The organism is Rania fehmarnensis, from assembly GCF_056494185.1.
The window spans coordinates 2,057,441-2,075,620 of record NZ_CM151398.1 but is presented as its reverse complement, the minus strand read 5'-3'; the positions used below and the strand labels follow the sequence as shown (position 1 = coordinate 2,075,620).

Annotated in this window: 16 protein-coding genes; 9 read left to right on the top strand and 7 right to left on the bottom strand. The window is 55.9% G+C overall.

What is annotated here, in order from left to right:
* Nucleotides 1-140 precede the first annotated feature (140 nt).
* Complete coding sequence (locus SH573x_RS06740) at nt 141-1,022, top strand: glycosyltransferase family 2 protein (protein ID WP_479353562.1); 882 nt, start codon at nt 141-143, stop codon at nt 1,020-1,022.
* 197 nt (nt 1,023-1,219) lie between these two features.
* The gene (locus SH573x_RS06735) at nt 1,220-2,578 is read left to right on the top strand and encodes a hypothetical protein (protein WP_479353561.1); all 1,359 of its coding nucleotides are present in this window, start codon (nt 1,220-1,222) and stop codon (nt 2,576-2,578) included.
* A 158-nt stretch (nt 2,579-2,736) separates the two neighbouring features.
* On the opposite strand, the gene SH573x_RS06730 is transcribed toward SH573x_RS06735, so the two are convergent.
* The 3 genes from SH573x_RS06730 to lipA all read right to left on the bottom strand — a co-directional run bounded on the left by SH573x_RS06730 (nt 2,737) and on the right by lipA (nt 5,709).
* Nucleotides 2,737-3,837 (bottom strand): App1 family protein, encoded by a 1,101-nt coding sequence (locus SH573x_RS06730; protein WP_479353560.1) that lies wholly within the window; start codon nt 3,835-3,837, stop codon nt 2,737-2,739.
* A 6-nt stretch (nt 3,838-3,843) separates the two neighbouring features.
* Entirely contained in the window at nt 3,844-4,668 is an 825-nt protein-coding gene (locus tag SH573x_RS06725; RefSeq protein WP_479353559.1) for a carboxylesterase family protein, read from the bottom strand.
* Between the two features lie 102 nt (nt 4,669-4,770).
* Nucleotides 4,771-5,709 carry a lipoyl synthase gene (lipA, locus tag SH573x_RS06720; RefSeq protein ID WP_479353558.1) on the bottom strand — a complete coding sequence of 313 codons (939 nt, stop codon included), beginning with the start codon at nt 5,707-5,709 and terminating at the stop codon, nt 4,771-4,773.
* Nucleotides 5,710-6,110: 401 nt separating this feature from the next.
* Between lipA and smpB the strand changes: the two genes are divergently transcribed.
* From smpB to SH573x_RS06705, 3 genes are read left to right on the top strand one after another with little or no spacing between them, the layout of a single operon-like run.
* On the top strand, nt 6,111-6,569 hold the full coding sequence (gene smpB, locus SH573x_RS06715) for an SsrA-binding protein SmpB (RefSeq protein ID WP_479353557.1): 459 nt from the start codon (nt 6,111-6,113) through the stop codon (nt 6,567-6,569).
* A gap of 7 nt (nt 6,570-6,576) precedes the next feature.
* Nucleotides 6,577-7,248, top strand: a complete 672-nt coding sequence (locus SH573x_RS06710; RefSeq protein ID WP_479356662.1) for an ABC transporter ATP-binding protein — start codon at nt 6,577-6,579, stop codon at nt 7,246-7,248.
* 36 nt (nt 7,249-7,284) lie between these two features.
* Entirely contained in the window at nt 7,285-8,664 is a 1,380-nt protein-coding gene (locus SH573x_RS06705) for an ABC transporter permease (RefSeq protein WP_479353556.1), read from the top strand.
* 478 nt (nt 8,665-9,142) lie between these two features.
* Here the strand turns inward: SH573x_RS06705 and SH573x_RS06700 are convergent, their stop codons facing one another.
* Complete coding sequence (locus SH573x_RS06700; protein WP_479353555.1) at nt 9,143-10,606, bottom strand: SGNH/GDSL hydrolase family protein; 1,464 nt, start codon at nt 10,604-10,606, stop codon at nt 9,143-9,145.
* Between the two features lie 210 nt (nt 10,607-10,816).
* On the opposite strand from SH573x_RS06700, the gene SH573x_RS06695 reads away from it, so the two are divergent.
* Nucleotides 10,817-11,863 (top strand): NAD-dependent epimerase/dehydratase family protein, encoded by a 1,047-nt coding sequence (locus SH573x_RS06695; protein WP_479353554.1) that lies wholly within the window; start codon nt 10,817-10,819, stop codon nt 11,861-11,863.
* Between the two features lie 547 nt (nt 11,864-12,410).
* On the opposite strand, the gene SH573x_RS06690 is transcribed toward SH573x_RS06695, so the two are convergent.
* The 3 genes from SH573x_RS06690 to SH573x_RS06680 are packed head-to-tail and all read right to left on the bottom strand — an operon-like array spanning nt 12,411 to nt 15,284.
* Complete coding sequence (locus SH573x_RS06690) at nt 12,411-13,520, bottom strand: ATP-binding protein (RefSeq protein WP_479353553.1); 1,110 nt, start codon at nt 13,518-13,520, stop codon at nt 12,411-12,413.
* Entirely contained in the window at nt 13,513-13,971 is a 459-nt protein-coding gene (locus SH573x_RS06685) for a glycine cleavage system protein H (protein WP_479353552.1), read from the bottom strand. Before SH573x_RS06685 ends, SH573x_RS06690 begins: the two co-directional genes overlap by 8 nt.
* A complete protein-coding gene (locus SH573x_RS06680) occupies nt 13,968-15,284 on the bottom strand; it encodes a coproporphyrinogen-III oxidase family protein (RefSeq protein ID WP_479353551.1) in 1,317 nt (438 codons plus the stop codon). The genes SH573x_RS06685 and SH573x_RS06680 overlap by 4 nt, the downstream gene beginning before the upstream one ends.
* Before the next feature lie 251 nt (nt 15,285-15,535).
* Here SH573x_RS06680 and SH573x_RS06675 point away from each other — a divergent pair, with 251 nt between their 5' ends.
* Genes SH573x_RS06675 through SH573x_RS06665 form a run of 3 tightly spaced genes read left to right on the top strand, consistent with a single transcriptional unit; the run spans nt 15,536 to nt 17,436 of the window.
* Nucleotides 15,536-16,816, top strand: coding sequence for a hypothetical protein (locus SH573x_RS06675; protein ID WP_479353550.1), 1,281 nt, complete (start codon nt 15,536-15,538; stop codon nt 16,814-16,816).
* A gap of 6 nt (nt 16,817-16,822) precedes the next feature.
* On the top strand, nt 16,823-17,206 hold the full coding sequence (locus tag SH573x_RS06670; protein ID WP_479353549.1) for a hypothetical protein: 384 nt from the start codon (nt 16,823-16,825) through the stop codon (nt 17,204-17,206).
* Nucleotides 17,207-17,232: 26 nt separating this feature from the next.
* Nucleotides 17,233-17,436: a hypothetical protein gene (locus SH573x_RS06665; protein WP_479353548.1), complete on the top strand. Its 204-nt coding sequence runs from the start codon at nt 17,233-17,235 to the stop codon at nt 17,434-17,436.
* Nucleotides 17,437-18,180 lie beyond the last annotated feature (744 nt).

The following is an 18,180-nucleotide window of genomic DNA, read 5'->3' as shown; positions in this document are numbered from 1 at the left end:
CTTGAGTTATGCGCGCGGACCGGATTGGAGTTATTGGCAAAGCTGTGCCGATGTACACCCCAGGGCAACGCTTTCAATAACAAGCAGCCCACCGCGTAGCGAATGCGGTTGACGCTACCGACCAGGGAAGGAGAGGTGACGTGCCACGTGTCTCGATCATCGTCGCTCATCAACAAGATCAGCGACTGGAAGATACCCTTCTCTCGGTTTTAGAAAACCGTCCACGGGAATGCGAAATCATCGTAGCCCACGACGGTTCCTACACCGACCCCTACGAGTTAGCCGACGAAGTCCTGTTCGTCGAGACCAATGCTAGCTGCTCAGTGACCAATAAGCTGAACGAAGGTCTGTACGCAGCCTGTTCGCCTGTGGTCCACATCCTGGGCGAAGGTGTTCAGGTCACCGATGGCTGGTGTGAGAATGCTAGCCACTGGATCATACGACATGGATGCGTAGCTGTGTCCCCGTTGATCGAAATTGAAGGGCGGGGGACACACGCCGGGTTAGACCCCAGCCGCCTGGCCACCCGCGGTCTCCAAAAAACGAAACGGGGACAGACCCCGCAGCATTGCGCAGCTCCAATGCTAGCGGCCGGTTTTTATTCCAGGAAATGGTTGCTAGCATTAGGTGGCCTGCTGGAATCGGTTGATGCACAAGCGGCCGATGTCGATCTGGCTCTAACGCTAGCTGATTTGGATCAGAGTTGCGAAGTCGATGCGCATAGCTTGGTGACAGCGCCAGCTTCGATTCTGCAAACCAATAACCGCGCCGCTTTGGCGGGAGATATAGCTAGCGTTCTTGCCGCCCACCAGCAGCTCGACAGTGGAGTACTGGCTGGCATCAAGGGAGCCACCGGCCGAATGTTAGCTAGCATGGTCAACCCAAGTCAGTGGGCCCCTGCGATCGCCTGGGGTATAGGTTTGGCTAGCAATCGCCTCGAAGACCAAGTGGCAGATCGCCTGGCCGCTTATCGAAAGAGTCAAGCACCAACCGCAGAAGTAGCTACTAGGCGGGCCGCATAGTCTCCTTTCGCTCCGCGAAAGGCAGCAGAACTTGGCCACACCAGCCTTTCGGCTTACTCCTTACTCCTTACTCAATACTCCTTGCCTTTCGCGGAGCGAAAGGAGACATTGACTCCACTCTCGGAATTCTTGTACTCTCGCCGCTAGGGTACAAGTAGGCAATTTGTCTATTCTTTCGAGAGTGACGCGTACAAGTCATGGGACTGGGGCGGTGGAATTTCTTCGGTCGACAACGCACGGTACACGAAGCGACGCGTCGCGCTTGGTGTCGCATGGCGTTCGTGATTTGTGGAGCACTGCCGGTTCTCGTAACGCTACTGGCATGTTCGCTGGAATACGTACCGCTGTATCAGCAGCTGCGCGCCAGTCGCTATGAGCAGCAGTTGAACCAGATCACGGGACTGGTGGTCTCGATTGAGCGCGTCGAACTGTTGACCCCGTCCAAACGCTTGTTGCATGGCCTCGAGTTTCGGCATCCTGAGACCGGCGAGTCGATCGGACGAGTATCTGCTTTGTGGATCTCGGAAACGCCCGGTGGCTGCGCGATCAAAGCCCAGATGCCTCAAATCGAATCCGATCATATGCAAGACTGGCTGGAAATAATTCACCAGCATGTGCTCTGTCGCCCGACCAGCCAAGGCCATGCGGTTGTTCTCTGGATGGACGGTTTAACTCTCAGCGGTGCTCAGGAAAGACAATTTGAGTTCAAGCAACTGCGCTGCGAACTGCGCCGCTCGTCCACAACGACCAGCGCACGCTGCGCCTTTGAACGTGCCGGCGTCGCAGGTAATCCTGCCGAAATTACGTTTGTTCGCCAACACACCGACGTGATGCCGACGTCGCAAGTAACGCTCAATACGGGCGATACCGAGACCACAGTGGGTCAATATCTGCCTGGCCACTGGGTCAATCAGTTTTCACCACAGTTTTCCGTACCCGGTGCCGAGGCGACTGTTCGCGGCAAATTTGCGTTCGATACGAATCAATCAGGTTGGTCGCTGCGCGGCGCATGTCGCGTGCAGCGTGTGGATGCTTCCAGTTGGTTTGATCGACCAGTGCTGGCGGGATTGGCCGACGTAGAGATCACCAACTTTGGTATGACCAATCGCAACTTGAACGAAGTCGCAGGTAGCTTGCTGGTTCAAAATGGTCAGATCCATACCGACGCGCTCAAGTCGGCCGCTTACATTGGCATTCATCCGACTGCCCAAGTCCAACATAACATGCTCAATCCAACTGGCCGAGATGTACTCGCCTTTACCAAGTTGGGTTGTAAGTTCTCGCTCGATGCCCGTGGCCTGGTGCTCGCGCCGCTCTATCGCGAATCGGCCATGGCCGTGGATGAAGTTGGCCCGCTGGCGCAGTACACACTCGCGGAGAACTATGCGATACCGTTGAACTACGTGGTGGTATTCTTGTCTCTCAAGAATCCGGATAGCCAGAACACGGATAGCGAAATCCTTCAATCGCCCACCGTTAAACGCCTGGTCCAGTGGTTGCCTGGTCCTCAAGCACCGGAAGCTCGCACAGCCCGCGCGTTCGGGCCTCTGCCGTAGCTGAAGTCGCCAGACTTTGGCCGCTATCTCGTAGCTGAAGTCGCCAGACTTTGGCCGCTATCTCGTAGCTGAAGTCGCCAGACTTTGGCCGCGTAACATTTGATTCATCCAATCTCTGGCGAGATCGGCTACGAAGGTCCAATCTCTGGCGAGATCGGCTACGTGGGATCAGCTTGCCAGTCGCCGGCCAGGTCGGCTGCGCCAGCCAGTTCGGCCGGTTGGCTGAACAAGCGGACTTGCACGCTGGTCGGGATATCGAACAGGCGTTTGATGCGACGTGGTGCGAGCGGTTTATTGTCGAGCTGACGAATCCATATCGCTCGAACTTGCCGTGGAAACTTGCGCGCCAGAAAGCGATAGATCTCCGAGTCGCGCTCGCCGCTATCACCAACCAAGATGAAAGTTCGCTGCGGCATCTTCTTGATCAAGCCGGCGATGATTCCAGCTTTGCCTTTGCGGCGTTGGGGTCGCCAGCGTTTGAACATTTCATCGCGGATACGAAAGTACCGCAAGTGCATACTGCCCGAGGGAAAGCTGCCCAACTGGCACAGCTCGGCGATCGGTTGAAACAACTGCCAAGGGCTGCTGGAAACGTAATGAAAGTCAGCCCCCGCGTCATGTAGCTGCTGATACAGCTCAGCCATCCCATCGACGGCGGCAAAGGGTTTTAGAAACGTATTGGTCAGCATCGAGTGGCGGCTGGCCACATCGGTGGCTTTAATCGTATCGTCGATATCGCTGACGATACTTACGCCGCGTGGTGCAAGCAAATGCAAAGTTGTTTCGGTACCGAAAGAATTGGCCGACAGGGATGTAGAGTTCCCGTTTGTGGCCGATGGCAAGCGCAGGTCCAGGATGCGCTCGCTACGGCTGCCCCGCATGCGTGCTTCGATGTCCCAATCGGCAGGCAGTTTTAATACGCTCAAAAACGCGCCGTTGCGTTTGGATTTGCGGCGCAGTGTAAATTGTTGGCCAGCCAGTTCAACACTGATTTGTTTACCGCCCAGCGGCTTGGCCGTAAAACCTTGAATGCGGTTGCGAAAGATCTCGCCAGCCAGATCATCTTCCGTAGCCTTCAACGCTCGCTTCAGACCGCGCAAGATGATTCGGGTCGAAATGGGAATGCGACTGAGATCGTACACGCGTCCCTGCACCACCGCTCGCCAACCACCGCGTCGCAAGTCGTAGTAGCCTAGCGATGGAAACAGCGTCGTGCGTTCATCGCGAGCTCGGTTGGACTGGGATGACGCTGGAGACACGCTGATTTACTCTGGGGCTGGGTTGGGCTCTACATCGCGACGCAACTGGGTGAAGATCCACTCAATGACCGTTGGATCAGCATAAGTTTGGGTCCAGCTATTGTGCTGCACACCCGGATACTCAGTGTACTTCGGCTCGCCGCCGGCTGCCTTAATGGCCTCGATCATGTCGCGCGAGCGCGAGGCTTTGACCACCGGATCATCGGCACCATGAAAACACCATATAGGAGTCTTCGTCAGTCGATCGGCTGTCTTGGGATCGCCGCCACCACATATCGGCAAACCGGCCGCAAAAAAGTCAGGCCTTCTGGCAATCGCATCCCAAGTGCCGTAGCCGCCCATCGACAATCCCGTCATGACGATGCGTTTATCATTGACTGCGGAATCTTTAACCATCGTATCGATCAATTCGAAGATCAATTGCATCGACTGGCTCGGTTCAGCGGGCATGTCATGTGAATCGGCCGACCAATCGACTTCTACCCACTTCTTACCTTCGGGACACTGCGGAGCGATCACGTAACACGGATATTTGGTTCGCCACTTGGCCTTGCAGAATTCTGCCATGCCATGCACCAGTTGGGCCGTATTGTCCGAACCGCGCTCGCCTGCTCCGTGCAGAAAGATAACCAGCGGATACTTCAAGTCGGCATTGTAGGGCGTGGGTTTCAGCAAACGATAGTTCAACGTTTGACCGCTGGTCCCGGTATACTGCCGCGGTTCAAACAGCACCTTCGGATCTTCCACTACCTTCTCCTGAGCCTCTTGAGCCCAACTGTTGAGACCCGAACACATTACTAGGGCCAAGACAACCACCGCACGTCGAATCATCGCTGCCTACTCCGCTTACGGGACTGGATTTACTCGTCAGCCATTTCGCGACGTAGCTGCACTCGCCAGAGTGCGGACGCGTCACGCCTTACGGGCCTGGATTTATTCGTCAGCCATTTCGCGAGCATGGTAGCTCGAACGCACAAATGGACCGCTGGCTACTTTGCTGAAGCCCAATTGTTTGGCGATTTGTCCCAGTTCATCAAACTCAGACGGGGGCACATAGCGCACGACCGGCAGGTATCGAGGACCGGGTTGCAAGTATTGCCCGAGCGTCAGAAAATCGCAATCCACACCTCGTAGATCCGCTAGACACTCCAGCAACTCATCGCGTGTTTCACCTAACCCCAGCATCAAACCGCTTTTGGTCTTGATGTCGGGATCGAGCTGTTTGATTTGCCGCAGCAGTTCCAATGTCCAGCGATAATCGCTCTTGGGTCCGCGCACGCGCTTGTACAACCGTGGCACGGTCTCCATGTTGTGATTGAAGACTTCCGGCTTGGCGGCCACCACGCGTTCCAAAGCCGACTTGTGCATCACGAAGTCCGGCGTCAGTACCTCGATCGTGGCTCCAGTGCGATTGCGCACGGCCAAGATGGTCTCATAAAAGTGTTCGGCCCCGCCATCGGGCAGATCATCGCGCGTCACCGAAGTGATAACGACGTGGGCCAATCCCAAGCGAGCCGCAGCTTCGGCCACGCGCGCCGGTTCGTCGCCTTCGAGTTGTTCGGGTTTGCCTCGCGACACCGCGCAAAATCCGCAAGGTCGCGTGCACACGTTGCCCAAAATCATGAAGGTGGCAGTTTTCTGCGAGTAACACTCCATGCGATTGGGACACTTGGCATTGTCGCAAACCGTCTCCAGTCGCAGCTCGTCGAGCAAGCCGGCGGTGAAGTTACTGAAGTTGCCCTTAGGCAGTTCCCGCTTGAGCCAAGGTGGCAAGCGCTTGGAAGGTTCAAACAACGCCGCCCCGCCTCCGCAGCTACCGCCTTGTTCACCATCGGCCGTGTCACCCGATATCACCGGCAATTCAAATGTCATCAATCAACCTCATGGCTGTGGCATAGGCTTCCAGCCTGTGTCTCTGTGTGGCATAGGCTTCCAGCCTGTGTTCTTCTGTGGCATAGGCTTCCAGCCTGTGTCTGGATCTAGCACCCTGAACACAGGCTAGAAGCCTATGCCAAGGTTGCTTCACACAGGCTAGAAGCCTATGCCACAGTTGCTTCACACAGGCTAGAAGCCTATGCCACCCCTGCATTTGTGTTAAACTTGAGCGTACAGAAAAATTTTAGTCATTGGCGGTCATTCCCGCCATGAACCCCCGACCCAGCTGGCAGCGATTTGCCTTGAATAACAAACCCAAGCCTACACAACCGCCGAGCGGGAAGAATGCTAACGGCAAGGCCAAGCCAGCGGCCGCGGCCAAGTCGAAATCGACTGGGATGCCGATCGCCCGCATCGTGGCCGAGAATCGCAAGGCCCGCCACCGGTTTGAGATCCTCGATTCGCTCGAATGTGGCATCATGCTGCAAGGCAGCGAAGTTAAAAGCCTGCGCAACGGCAAATGTCAGCTCGATGAAGCTTACGGAAGGGTCAAGGGAGACGCCTTGTTTCTGATCGGCTGCGATATTGCTGAATACCCGCAAGCCACGCTCTGGAATCACGAACCCAAACGGCCCCGCAAACTGCTGGTGCATGCGAGCGAATTCTCCAAGTTTGTCTCGCGAGCCAAAGAAAAAGGCCTGTCCCTCATCCCGCTGCGAATGTATTTCAACGAACGTGGCATCGCCAAATGTGAACTCGCTTTGGGCAAGGGACGTAAACTACAGGACAAGCGGGAAAAACTGAAGAAGGCCGATGCACAACGCGACATGCAGCGAGCCAGTCGAAAGCGAGGTTGAACAACGGATGCTGGAACTGACCAACCTCGTCAAGAGTTTTCGCATGCCCGATGGCACGCAACTGACCGTGCTGCAGGTGGAACATTTTCTAATCGGCGCCGGTGAACAAGTCGTCCTCTTGGGCGAAAGCGGCGGCGGCAAGACCACGCTCTTGCACTGTATCGCCGGGATCATGCAACCCACCTCGGGCGTAATCAAGCTAGACAACATCGAACTTACCAAACTGAGCGAATCAGGTCGCGATCGAGTGCGAGCGGCGCGAATCGGTTATGTCTTTCAAACGTTCAATCTATTGCCCGGCTTCACTGCGTTGGAAAACGTGCGTTTGGGCATGACCTTCAGTGGTCGACATGATCTGCAGCGAGCCAAAATGCTCCTGGAACGTGTTGGACTGGGTGATCGATTGGGCCACAAGCCTGCCCAGCTGTCCGTCGGCCAACAGCAGCGCGTCGCCGTCGCCAGAGCTTTGGCCAATCGACCTAAATTACTTTTGGCCGACGAGCCGACTGCCAACATCGATCCTCAAAATCAACAGATGATCATCGACTTGATTCGACAAAACTGCCAAGAAGAAAACGTAGCTTTGCTAATGGTTACGCATTCGATGCAAGTGGCCGATCAATTCCAGAGAGTTGAACGACTCGAAGCGATCAACAAAGTCTTGAGCCCAGTTTCCTGAGCCCACTTTCCTAAGCTCCCACCCTAAAGACCCAGCATGAGCCTATTCCTAATTGCCTGGCGCAACATGCAACAGCGTGGCCTGGCCACCTTCCTGACGATGTTCAGTATGGCTTTGGGAGTCTGCCTGGTTGTTCTGGTATTGAGCATCGGCTGGATCATTCAAACGTCCTTCAGTCGCAATAGCAACGTCGGCTACAACTTGATCGTAGGCGCCAAGGGCAGCCCGCTGCAGTTGACGCTTAACACGGTTTATTATCTCAGTCGTCCCATCGAAGTGCTGCCCTATGACGAGTACCTCGATCTGCTGCCAACCGAAGAGCGCAAGGCCGAGATGAAACGCATCGGTGGCATGATCGCCGAACCTGATCGGCCGAGTATCTATGGCGATGGTTATATGAAGGGTGGCTTCGCCGTGCCCGTATGCTTGGGCGACTACTTCGGACCATTTCGAGTGGTGGGTACCAAGCCCGCCTTCTTCGAGAACTTGCGCTACGGCGAAGGCTCCGATATGGAATACGAATTCGCCCAAGGGCGCAACTTCGTAGATCACTCACCTGAGAACGGCTTTTACGAAGCGGTCATCGGAGCCCATGTGGCGGCCGAGATGCATGTCAAACTGGGCGATGAAATCAAGACTACGCATGGCGATCCGGAGGGCGAGGGGCACGGCCAAGGATTCAAAGTCGTCGGCATTCTCAAGAGCACAGGTACACCCAACGATCGCGCGGCCTTTATTAACCTCGAAGGCTTTTATTTGATGGAGGGCCACGCGCGGGCGATTGAACCTCGCGAGATTGCCAGTCAAACGCGAACGATGGTCGAGGCCGATCCGGAAGAAGCCAAACTGGGACGCTTGCCTCTGGAAAAACGCGACTTGACGGCAGTGCTAGTCAAGCCATCCAGTGGCATGGCAGCGATGATGATGGAAACGAACATCAACAAAAGTTTGCGGGCCGTAGCCGCTTCTCCGATTCGCGAGATCGAAACGATGCTCACGCAATTTGTAAAGCCCATCAACTCCGCGCTCTTGGCCCTGACCGCGGTCGTTTGCCTGGTAAGTGCCATTAGCATTCTGGTTAGCATTTACAATTCGATGAACGAACGCCGCCGCGACATCGCTGTCATGCGCGCGTTGGGCGCGCGGCGTGATGTAGTGATGGCGGTGGTGTTGATCGAGTCGCTCTTGATTGCCATCATCGGTGGTGGCGTAGGCTGGATCGCTGCTCACTTGATCGGCATGGCTTGCAGTCCCATGGTTGAGTATCGCACCGGCATTCAACTGGGCTTGCTGACCTCGGTCACGTCTGTTGAGTTGATGGTCATTCCTGGTTTGATCGTGCTGGCCACCATCGCTGGCTTGATTCCAGCCATGGCCGCCTATCGCACCGACGTCTCACGCAACCTGGCCTCCTAGTCACCTCTCCCACGCAGCGACCGCTCGTCCGGGAGGGCGAATGCTCCTGCTGAGCCAAACACCGTTATGCAGTCCGGACATAGTCACGGGGCAAGTGATATTGGCAGGATCAGCCGTCACCTCCACCGCGCAGCGGGGGAGGTCGCAGACGAGGCGTTCAGCCTTCGTCTGCGGGAGGGGGCATAGCGCTACGCAAGACTCCTGCGGTACTAACCACCTGCACTTCCCAGACCCCTCCCGAATCTCGCAAAGCCTCGATTCGACCTCCCCAAGGCGAAGCCTTGAAGAGGTGACTGTCACCTCCACCGCGCAGCGGGGGAGGTCGCAGACGAGGCGTTCAGCCGATGTCTGCGGGAGGGGGCATAGCGCTACGCAAGACTCCTGCGGTACTAACCACCTCTACTCCCCCAGACCCCTCCCGAATCTCGCAAAGCCTCGATTCGACCTCCCCAAGGCGAAGCCTTGGAGAGGTGACTGCTTAGGGCCTGACCTTCTTGGCGCGTCCTTGTGTCCAAAGCATCAGTCCTTCTAGCCGCTGCTTGCCGCGCTGAAAGTAGTCTTCACCTAATGATTTCAGATGAGCTAGAACAGGTGTCTGACTGGTGGTCTGCCAATTGGGATCGGCCATGGGTAGCCACTGTTGTTGCAAGATCCGTTGGCACAGCTCCGCACCCAACAATTGATGACCTTCGATGGTCGGGTGCACATGATCGACTAACCACTTATGACCGACCAGTCCATGAGGGCTGCGATCGATGAACAGTTGGTCTGCATCGAGCTGCGGTACATCGTAACGCGTTGCTAGTTCCGTGACTGCATCTTGAATGGATGACAATGCCCGCAACGGACACACGTCGTTGTCTTTGGCAGCCCGCAGGTATTGGGTTGCCTCAGCATAATGCTCTGCTTCGTAGGCGAGTCGACCGAGAAAGTAGTTCACCCCAGCATGCTCGGGATCGAGCTGATAGGCAATCTGCAATTGTTCTTTGGCCTGAGGCACATGCTGCGCATTGTCTTGAGCCGACTGCCAGGCGGCTTCGAAACGTTGACGATCGGGCGGGCTGAGATCGCTGCGTGATTCAAATTTCATCGGCGGGCAATCGAGCACGTTCACGACTGGCCGCATGAGAATGATCGGCACGCCGGCACTTTGCGCGCGCTCAACCATTTGCGCCATATTGAAGCGAAAATGTTCAACCACGGGTTCACGCCACGGGTCATCGCGATGATACTCATCCAGGCCGCCTTGATAATCCAGCAGTGCATCGACTTCGCGGGCCAGCGTGGTTGCAGTTGGTATGGGTTTGGTGGCACGATCTGCCTGGCCACCCGCCAGGTAGCGCAGGGCCTGCGCGATCTTCAGAGAACTGATTAGGCCACTGGCCTTAGCAATGGGCAACGGCACGTCGCGCCAACCAGTGTACGATCGTCGTTCCAAAAACTCGTTGTGACCAACGTACAGCACAATCAAGTCCGGTTCATAGGCGAGCACTTCGTCGAGAATAGCTCGAATCCGGTAGCTGGCATACGACAGGCCACCACAGTTGATGACTTCAATGTCGCGACCGGTGGCCTGACGCAGATAAATGCCCAGCCAGGCGGGGAAGGCGGTGGGAGTGCTGTAGGGTTCGCCCTGGGTTGTGGATTCGCCCAGAGCAAAAATGCGATACATATTTGCCGGCTTGTCGACAGCAAAACTAGCTGGCCGAAAGAGGTCCATACGTTCCGGTCCGATGTACATTCGTTGGCCATCGGGGCTGCGAGAAAATAGCGGCAGCAGGTGATGCAGATCCACGAGGGGATCGATCGCCGGCGGTTGACTCGGCCAGGCGGCCAGACGCAGCACAATCTCCATCAAAACAACAGGCAAGCACCCTAGTCCCAGCGCCAACAACCGCAGCGACCAGCGTTTGCGTTTGACTTTATGAGCAGTTGGCGGCATTTCGAGACTTCGTTTCGACGGCTTGGGGGGATTTTGCAGCCGCGGCCCCAAGTGCCCTAGCCACAAATCCACTTATTATTATTCTAGGCGTGGAATCGATGGATTAGCATAAAAGTGTCCTCCCTTTCGCTCCGCGATGGGCACTTCAATGTCTCCTTTCGCTCCGCGAAAGGCACCCCTAGCAGCAACAATTTTTACAATGAGTCTTTCATGCAGGTTCTGGTCACCGGCTCGAGTGGTTTGATTGGTTCGGCTGCGGTTCGCCACTGGGACGCCCTGGGAGCCGACGTAGTGGGTATCGATAACAACATGCGGCAAACCTTCTTTGGACCGCAGGGCAGCACCCACTGGAACCTGGAACGTTTGCTAAAAGACACGCGTCATTTCAATCATCATGCCATCGATATCTGCGACCGCGAGCAGGTGGCGGCATTATATCAGCAGCATAAATTTGAGCTCATCATTCACTGCGCCGCCCAGCCGTCGCACGACAAAGCCAAGGAGATTCCCTATCTCGACTTTGACGTCAACGCTGGCGGCACCATGAACATGCTAGAAGCGACTCGACGGTACGCGCCTGAGGCCGTCTTCTGTCACATGAGCACCAATAAAGTATACGGCGACGCACCCAACGAAGTTCCACTAAAAGAACTCGATTCCCGCTGGGAATATGCCCGGACCGAAGATTGGCATGGCATCAGTGAAGCTTGCCGAATCGATCAAACCACGCACTCGCTCTTCGGGGCTTCGAAGACGGCCGCTGATGTGATCGCCCAGGAATATGGTCGCTACTTTGATATGAAGGTCGGGATCTTCCGTGGCGGTTGCTTGACCGGTGCTTCGCATTCGGGCGTCGAGCTACACGGGTTCTTGTCCTACCTGGTACACGTAGCCGTTCACGACAAGCCCTACACGATCTTTGGTTATAAAGGCAAACAAGTTCGCGACCAAATCGAAAGCACAGATGTTATTCGTGCTTTCGAAGCCTTTGCCAAAAAGCCGCGACCGGGCGAAGTCTACAACATTGGTGGCGGCCGCGATAACGCCGCCAGCGTACTGGAGTGCATCGAACTGATCGAACGGCTGAGTCCCTATCGAGTCCGCTATACGCTCAGCGATACCAATCGCGTCGGCGATCACATCTGCTACATCAGCGATCTGCGCAAGCTGAAGAACCACTATCCCGATTGGGATCTATCGATGAATCTAAACGACATCATCGGCACCATGATCGAAATGGAAGCTTCGAAGAAGTAGAGCCACCTCCACCGCGCAGCGGGGGAGGTCGCAGACGAGGCGTTCAGCCTTCGTCTGCGGGAGGGGGCATAGCGCCAGGCAAGACTCCTGCGGTACTAGCCACCTTCACCGCCGAAGACCCCTCCCGAATCTCGCAAAGCCTCGATTCGACCTCCCCATGCTGCGCATGGAGAGGTGACTGTCACCTCCACCGCGCAGCGGGGGAGGTCGCAGACGAGGCGTTCAGCCTTCGTCTGCGGGAGGGGGCATAGCGCCAAGCAAGACTCCTGCGGTACTAACCACCTTCACTTCCCGGACCCCTCCCGAATCTCGCAAAGCCTCGATTCGACCTCCCCATGCTGCGCATGGAGAGGTGACTGTCACCTCCACCGCGCAGCGGGGGAGGTCGCAGACGAGGCGTTCAGCCTTCGTCTGCGGGAGGGGGCATAGCGCCAGGCAAGACTCCTGCGGTACTAACCACCTTCACTTCCCGGACCCCTCCCGAATCTCGCAAAGCCTCGATTCGACCTCCCCAAGGCAAAGCCTTGGAGAGGTGACACTGGCCGCTCTACAACTCCAACTCATCTAGTTGATCGATCAACTTATCCAGTTCATCGCGAGGTTGGTCAGCGTTCTGACTTAAACGGGCTTGCAGGTCTTCGGTCAAACCCACTGCATGGCGGCCGGCTAGGATAAGTTGTTCATCGCGTTCACGGGCGGCGACTTCGATGGCATCGGCACCTTCATCGGGGGCACCAAACAGTTTCGATAGATCAATCTTAAAACCACTGGCATCCATCGGAGCGCCGGCGATGGCGGGTGTCTTGTGCTGTGGAAAAATAATGGCGTTCTGAGGACAGACGCGACTGCAGGCTGGGCAACCTTTGCGACAGTTGTCAGGCTGCTCCACCAGAATCGTTTCGACGTTATCGACTCCATAGACACCAAACAAGCAGAAGTCGATGCACTCCATGCAGTTGGTGCAACGACTGAAGTCGATCACTGGATACCAACGGCGTGCTGGATGTTCATCGACCGTCATAATACCGGCAGTACCCAGCAGCGTGGGTTCGGCCGCAGTCACGCTGGCAGCGATCACCGGTTCCGAACCAGAGGCCAGACCGCCAACATAAGTGCTGTTGCGAGGGTTTTCAAAGTGAGTCGTCAGTTCCGCCGGGGCTTGACCAGCGAGAAAACTCCTAGAGGATTCTAGTTCTACTATGCGGCGAATCTCTTTCATAAATTCCGATGCCTGCGTGGCATCGCGCAGGTCGAGGCAGTAGATGCTGCGATCGGGTCGGGGATGAGCGTCCGTAACGCGCTGGGATTCTTCGCTCTCCTCAGACTCTGCCACAGCACTGGCAACTTCATCTTCTTCGGACTCTTCTGCAGGCTTCATCAGATTCTCACCGGGCTGACCGCGCACGCCGTTGCGATCCAACACCCAGTGGGCCGCGCGGTCGAACAGCCACGCACACAAGACGATTGGCCCTGCGATCAAGCGCAAACGCTTGTAGGATTCACCATCGCGCGTCAAATCGTACAGATGCGGCACGACCAACACATCTACGCCTGGCAGCGCAGCGCACGCTTCGGCGATGTCGTTTTCCAACTGGCGTTTCTCGGGTGAGCGACTTTGCCCTTGTGAGACAACAACCGTAACACGTCTATCAGGCATTGACCTGTCCCTTGATGGTTCTTTGAGCGACCTCCCAAGCTGCTGAGAGATGGTCGATGTATTGTGGCGGCGACAGAAACTCTGTGCCACTGGTTGTCAGTTCGAAAAGCCAACCCGCGCCATACTTGTCTAAATTGATGGCCGTCGGATCGTCGATCAATTGTTGATTGATCGCCGTTACGGTGCCGGCCAGCGGCGTATACAGACTGCTCTCCGCCTTCTTGCTTTCGATCGAGCCGATTTCTTGTTTGCTGCGCAGTTCCATTTCTGGTTCGATCGTCAGATCCAGAAAGTACACATCTTGCAACAAGCGAACGGCGTAGGCGCTCAGCCCCAAACGAAAGCTGTCTGGACCAACAGCCTGAGCCCACATGTGGTTCTTGGAATACAGTCGATCCGTTGGAAACCTGGCTTCGAAATTGCCCATCATGAACACCAGTTCGGCGCTCATGTGTAACGCACTCCTTGATGTTCTGGTTCAAAGAAGGCAGGCAACAGCCCGTCGACCCGCAGCAGACCTTCGGTGGTCAGTTCAATGCGCGGCGCGCCGGGCTTGTAGGGCACGACCAGGCCTTCCTCGACGTAATTCTGCCAGACTTCGCTGAAGTGATCCCAGATATCAACGCCAAACTTCTGTTGGAAGTAATCGATCTCCAGATAACCTCGTTTCAGCAGTAGAATCGTTTCGCGAATCATAGCTTGATGCTGTGTGGGCACAAAGGCGCGGCCCAGCGGCAAGCGATTGTTATCCAGTTCACCCAAGTACTGCGACCACTCGGGCAAGTTCTGATAATGCACGCCCGACACATGGCCAAAGGAGGCGATGCCCGTGGCCAGCAGATCGGAGCCTTTCCATAAGTTATCGCGATAGCTGAAGCCTACTTTGTTCGGATTCTTCAGCATCGTATAACCGCTGCTCTGCGCATAGCCGGCGGCCGCAAAAGCTTCGAAGGCGTATTGCACCCAGTCGCGTTTGGTTTGCCAATCCGCGACCGGCGACTGCTGATGCTCGTTCAATATGCCTTGCGAGATAACGGTGTTGAAGGGCAATTCCATTTGATAGATGGTGATACTCTCGGGCGACAGTTCGAGCGTTAGGCGCACATTCTCTTTCCAGTTATCCCATGTCTCGCCCACCATACCGGCGATCAGGTCGATGTTGACGTTATCAAACTGCGCCGCTTGGATCCATTCCCAAGCTCGATAGACTTCTTTGGATAAATGAGCGCGGCCGTTCTCTTCTAGAATCGAGTCCGCAAAATTCTCGACACCTAAACTCAAGCGCGTGACGCCGATTTCCTTCAAGGTCATGACCTTGGTTTCGCTGAGCGTCCCGGGTTCGCATTCAAAGGTCACTTCTTCGGCTTTGTCCCAGTTGATGTTCGCTCGCAGTCGATCAGCCAGGCTGGTCAATTGTTTGGGCGAGAGGAAACTAGGCGTGCCACCGCCGAAGTACACAAAACGAAACGGACGACCACCCATCACCGGCAAAGCAGCCACCAATTCGATTTCGCGACAAAGGGCTTGCACATAACGTTCGATGTCTTCTGCATTAACGCCGGTGAAGACTTTGAAATAGCAGAACTTGCAGCGCTTGCGACAGAACGGAATGTGCAGATAGAGTCCAAGCGGCACATCGGGCCGCGGTGGCCGAGCCATCGCCTCGACAACCTCCGGCAGCAACTCTTTCTTCCACTGGGAGAACGGTGGATAGTTGGAGATGAAATAGCTGCCAACGTCAGTCTTTGTCGCTTCGGTACTCATTGAGTTCTCCATTAGCCAATACCAGCGAGCCGCAGGGGCTCATCTTCACTCACAGCCGCAGTCGACTGCAGACGGTTAAACTCGCAGTCTCAGGTTGTGACGTTACGCATGATCGCTACTGGATGCATACGCGAGGGACGCCCCTATTCTACCATGCGGGAGCAGTTGATTGGAGCCTTACGCAACCGAGGCAATTCAATCACAATAGGGCCCTTCGGATACCAATCATGAACGTTTAGCCGGAACATTCGATGACTACAGAGCTCAATTGGGAAACGGAAATCGACACACCTGCCACCGTGGCGGTACTGGGAGGTGGCGTGATTGGAATCGAAGCCGCGCTGTATGCCCGCTTCTTGGGATACTACGTGCTGCTGATCGAAGGAGCCAAAATGGCCCAGTCGTGGCGCGAGGGGGCTCATTTGACGATGCACGAACCGTTTGGCCAGGCGGCTTCAACGCTCGGCGTTGCCGCCTTGGAAGCTCATCGACCAGAAGTAGCTCTACCGGATCCGGCCGAGCGATTGACGGGTCTGGAGTTTGCTGAGCAGTATTTGGTACCGCTGGCGCGCACCGATCTGTTGATCGAATCGGTGCAAGTTCATTCGCGCGTCATGTCGGTCTCGCGTGTGGAAACGCGACGCGAATCGCCAGGTGACATTCAAGATCGCGCCGATATCGAATACCGCCTGGCCGTCCATTCCAAGAACCGCGGTTGGTACACCGAGCGAGCTGATATCGTACTGGACTGCACCGGCAGTGGTGATGAACGCTGGTTGGGACCAGGCGGTGGCCTGGCCTGCGGCCAGTTAGAGCAGACTCACTTGATCGATGCCGGTTTGCCCGACATGTTGGGCAAGCAGCGCACCGATTACGCTGACCAACGCATCCTGTTGGTCGGCACCAGTCTGGCTGCGTTACAGAATTTAAGCTCACTAATTAAACTCGTCGGCGAAGCTCCGCTGACACGCATTTTTTGGTTGGTGCCATTGGACTACGGTCAGAACGAACCTGCGGATTGGCTCGAGCGTTTGTCGACCATTAGCCCCCTGGGTGCGGAACTCTGTCAGCGCGAAGAAATTCGCATGGCGCTGGCTGGACAGTTACCAAGTGTCGCGACCTTGCCCGCCCTGGGCATAGAGCGCATGACCGCATCGGCCAGCGGTTTGAACGTCTGCATCCAATCCAGCGAAGACAACACGGTCGACATAGTATGCGACCGCATTTTAGCCAGCACTGGCCGCACCCCTAATTGGGATCATACTCAAGCCCTGCGAGTTGGCCAAAGTACCTGGTTAGCACGCCCAGCCTGGCAACCACTATCCGAAACAAGTTTGATCGAAAATCACGTCATCGATGGGGCTGATAGCATCTTGACCCCGGAACCTCACTATTATGTATTGGGAAGCAAGAGTTTTGGATTGGCCCATGATCGCTTTACACTTGCACAAGGTCATCGCCAAATCCGTCAAGCCTTTGCACTCATTGGTGGGCGAACAGATTTAGATCTATACACAAACATTCAGCGTTAAGCCTGCATGCTAACTGAGCGCAAGCTAGAACCGTCGACGCCTGATTTCCTACTCGACTCAACCCACGAACTTACTCGTTCCGGTTGGCAGTTGAGCGTAGGACATTTGTTTCTACTGACAGCCGGCTGTGCGCTGGCGATCATGATCTATCAGTTCGCCGGCCTGTACTGGTTTGTCTTGACGGCCCTCGCAGTGGTATGTGTGCGATGTCCTGCGTATGATGGACTGAATCCCATCGCACAAGCGATTGCATATGCCGTAGTTGTTCTCGCCCTAACGTGCGGAATGGCTTATGCATTCAACGTAGCACCCATCGCCGCGATTGTGCCTTGCTGCCTGATGCCCTCGCTGGCATACCTGGTTGGATTTACCAAGGGCATCAATCAATAAATAAAAATTCTTTGGACTTACCTCGAATGCCAGACTCGGAAAAGTCGCTGGATCAAATCTTGCGTCAGCTTGAACATGACCTGCGGTCACCGCTTTCGACGATCGCCATGGGACTGGAAGCCATCAAACTACTCAAGCACGATCCCGAGCAGATCGAGGCCCTATGCCAAATGTTGCAAGAGCAAGGCATCGAAGAAATCAAGCAAATCCTGGGTGCGATGCACTCCTAAGCCGTCACCTCTCCAAGGCTTCGCCTTGGGGAGGTCGAATCGAGGCTTTGCGAGATTCGGGAGGGGTCTGGGAAGTAAAGGTAATTCGCACCGCAGCTGGCTTGCCTGGCACAGTGCCCCCTCCCGCAGACGAAGGCTAAACGCCTCGTCTGCGACCTCCCCGCTGCGCGGTGGAGGTGACAGTCACCTCTCCAAGGCTTCGCCTTGGGGAGGTCGAATCGAGGCTTTGCGAGATTCGGGAGGGGTCCGGGCGCTAAAGGTGATTCGCACCGCAGCTGGCTTGCCTGGCACAGTGCCCCCTCCCGCAGACGAAGGCGGAACGCCTCGTCTGCGACCTCCCCGCTGCGCGGTGGAGGTGACAGTCACCTCTCCAAGGCTTCGCCTTGGGGAGGTCGAATCGAGGCTTTGCGAGATTCGGGAGGGGTCCGGGCGCTAAAGGTGATTCGCACCGCAGCTGGCTTGCCTGGCACAGTGCCCCCTCCCGCAGACGAAGGCTAAACGCCTCGTCTGCGACCTCCCCCGCTGCGCGCAACGCTGTGAAGCATTTTAACTTGCAAAAACTGGGCTTCCATAAATTGCCAAAGGATGAAAAAAGGCCAGATTCCCCCAAGCACTAACTGAAACCTATCAGTCAGAAAGGAATCTGGCCGTGAGTCGCAAGCAACGAGCAAAGAATAGATCACGAGTTATCAAACGTAGGGCCAAACTCGAGCTGGTCAAGAATCGTGCATTGTTCAAGGAGCT

Coding starts and splice junctions, on each gene's coding strand:
- SH573x_RS06735 (WP_479353561.1), top strand. CDS start 1,220: ATGGGACTGGGGCGGTGGAATTTCTTCGGTCGACAACGCACGGTACAC.
- SH573x_RS06725 (WP_479353559.1), bottom strand. CDS start 4,668: ATGATTCGACGTGCGGTGGTTGTCTTGGCCCTAGTAATGTGTTCGGGT.
- lipA (WP_479353558.1), bottom strand. CDS start 5,709: ATGACATTTGAATTGCCGGTGATATCGGGTGACACGGCCGATGGTGAA.
- smpB (WP_479353557.1), top strand. CDS start 6,111: ATGCCGATCGCCCGCATCGTGGCCGAGAATCGCAAGGCCCGCCACCGG.
- SH573x_RS06710 (WP_479356662.1), top strand. CDS start 6,577: ATGCTGGAACTGACCAACCTCGTCAAGAGTTTTCGCATGCCCGATGGC.
- SH573x_RS06705 (WP_479353556.1), top strand. CDS start 7,285: ATGAGCCTATTCCTAATTGCCTGGCGCAACATGCAACAGCGTGGCCTG.
- SH573x_RS06700 (WP_479353555.1), bottom strand. CDS start 10,606: ATGCCGCCAACTGCTCATAAAGTCAAACGCAAACGCTGGTCGCTGCGG.
- SH573x_RS06695 (WP_479353554.1), top strand. CDS start 10,817: ATGCAGGTTCTGGTCACCGGCTCGAGTGGTTTGATTGGTTCGGCTGCG.
- SH573x_RS06690 (WP_479353553.1), bottom strand. CDS start 13,520: ATGCCTGATAGACGTGTTACGGTTGTTGTCTCACAAGGGCAAAGTCGC.
- SH573x_RS06685 (WP_479353552.1), bottom strand. CDS start 13,971: ATGAGCGCCGAACTGGTGTTCATGATGGGCAATTTCGAAGCCAGGTTT.
- SH573x_RS06680 (WP_479353551.1), bottom strand. CDS start 15,284: ATGAGTACCGAAGCGACAAAGACTGACGTTGGCAGCTATTTCATCTCC.
- SH573x_RS06675 (WP_479353550.1), top strand. CDS start 15,536: ATGACTACAGAGCTCAATTGGGAAACGGAAATCGACACACCTGCCACC.
- SH573x_RS06670 (WP_479353549.1), top strand. CDS start 16,823: ATGCTAACTGAGCGCAAGCTAGAACCGTCGACGCCTGATTTCCTACTC.
- SH573x_RS06665 (WP_479353548.1), top strand. CDS start 17,233: ATGCCAGACTCGGAAAAGTCGCTGGATCAAATCTTGCGTCAGCTTGAA.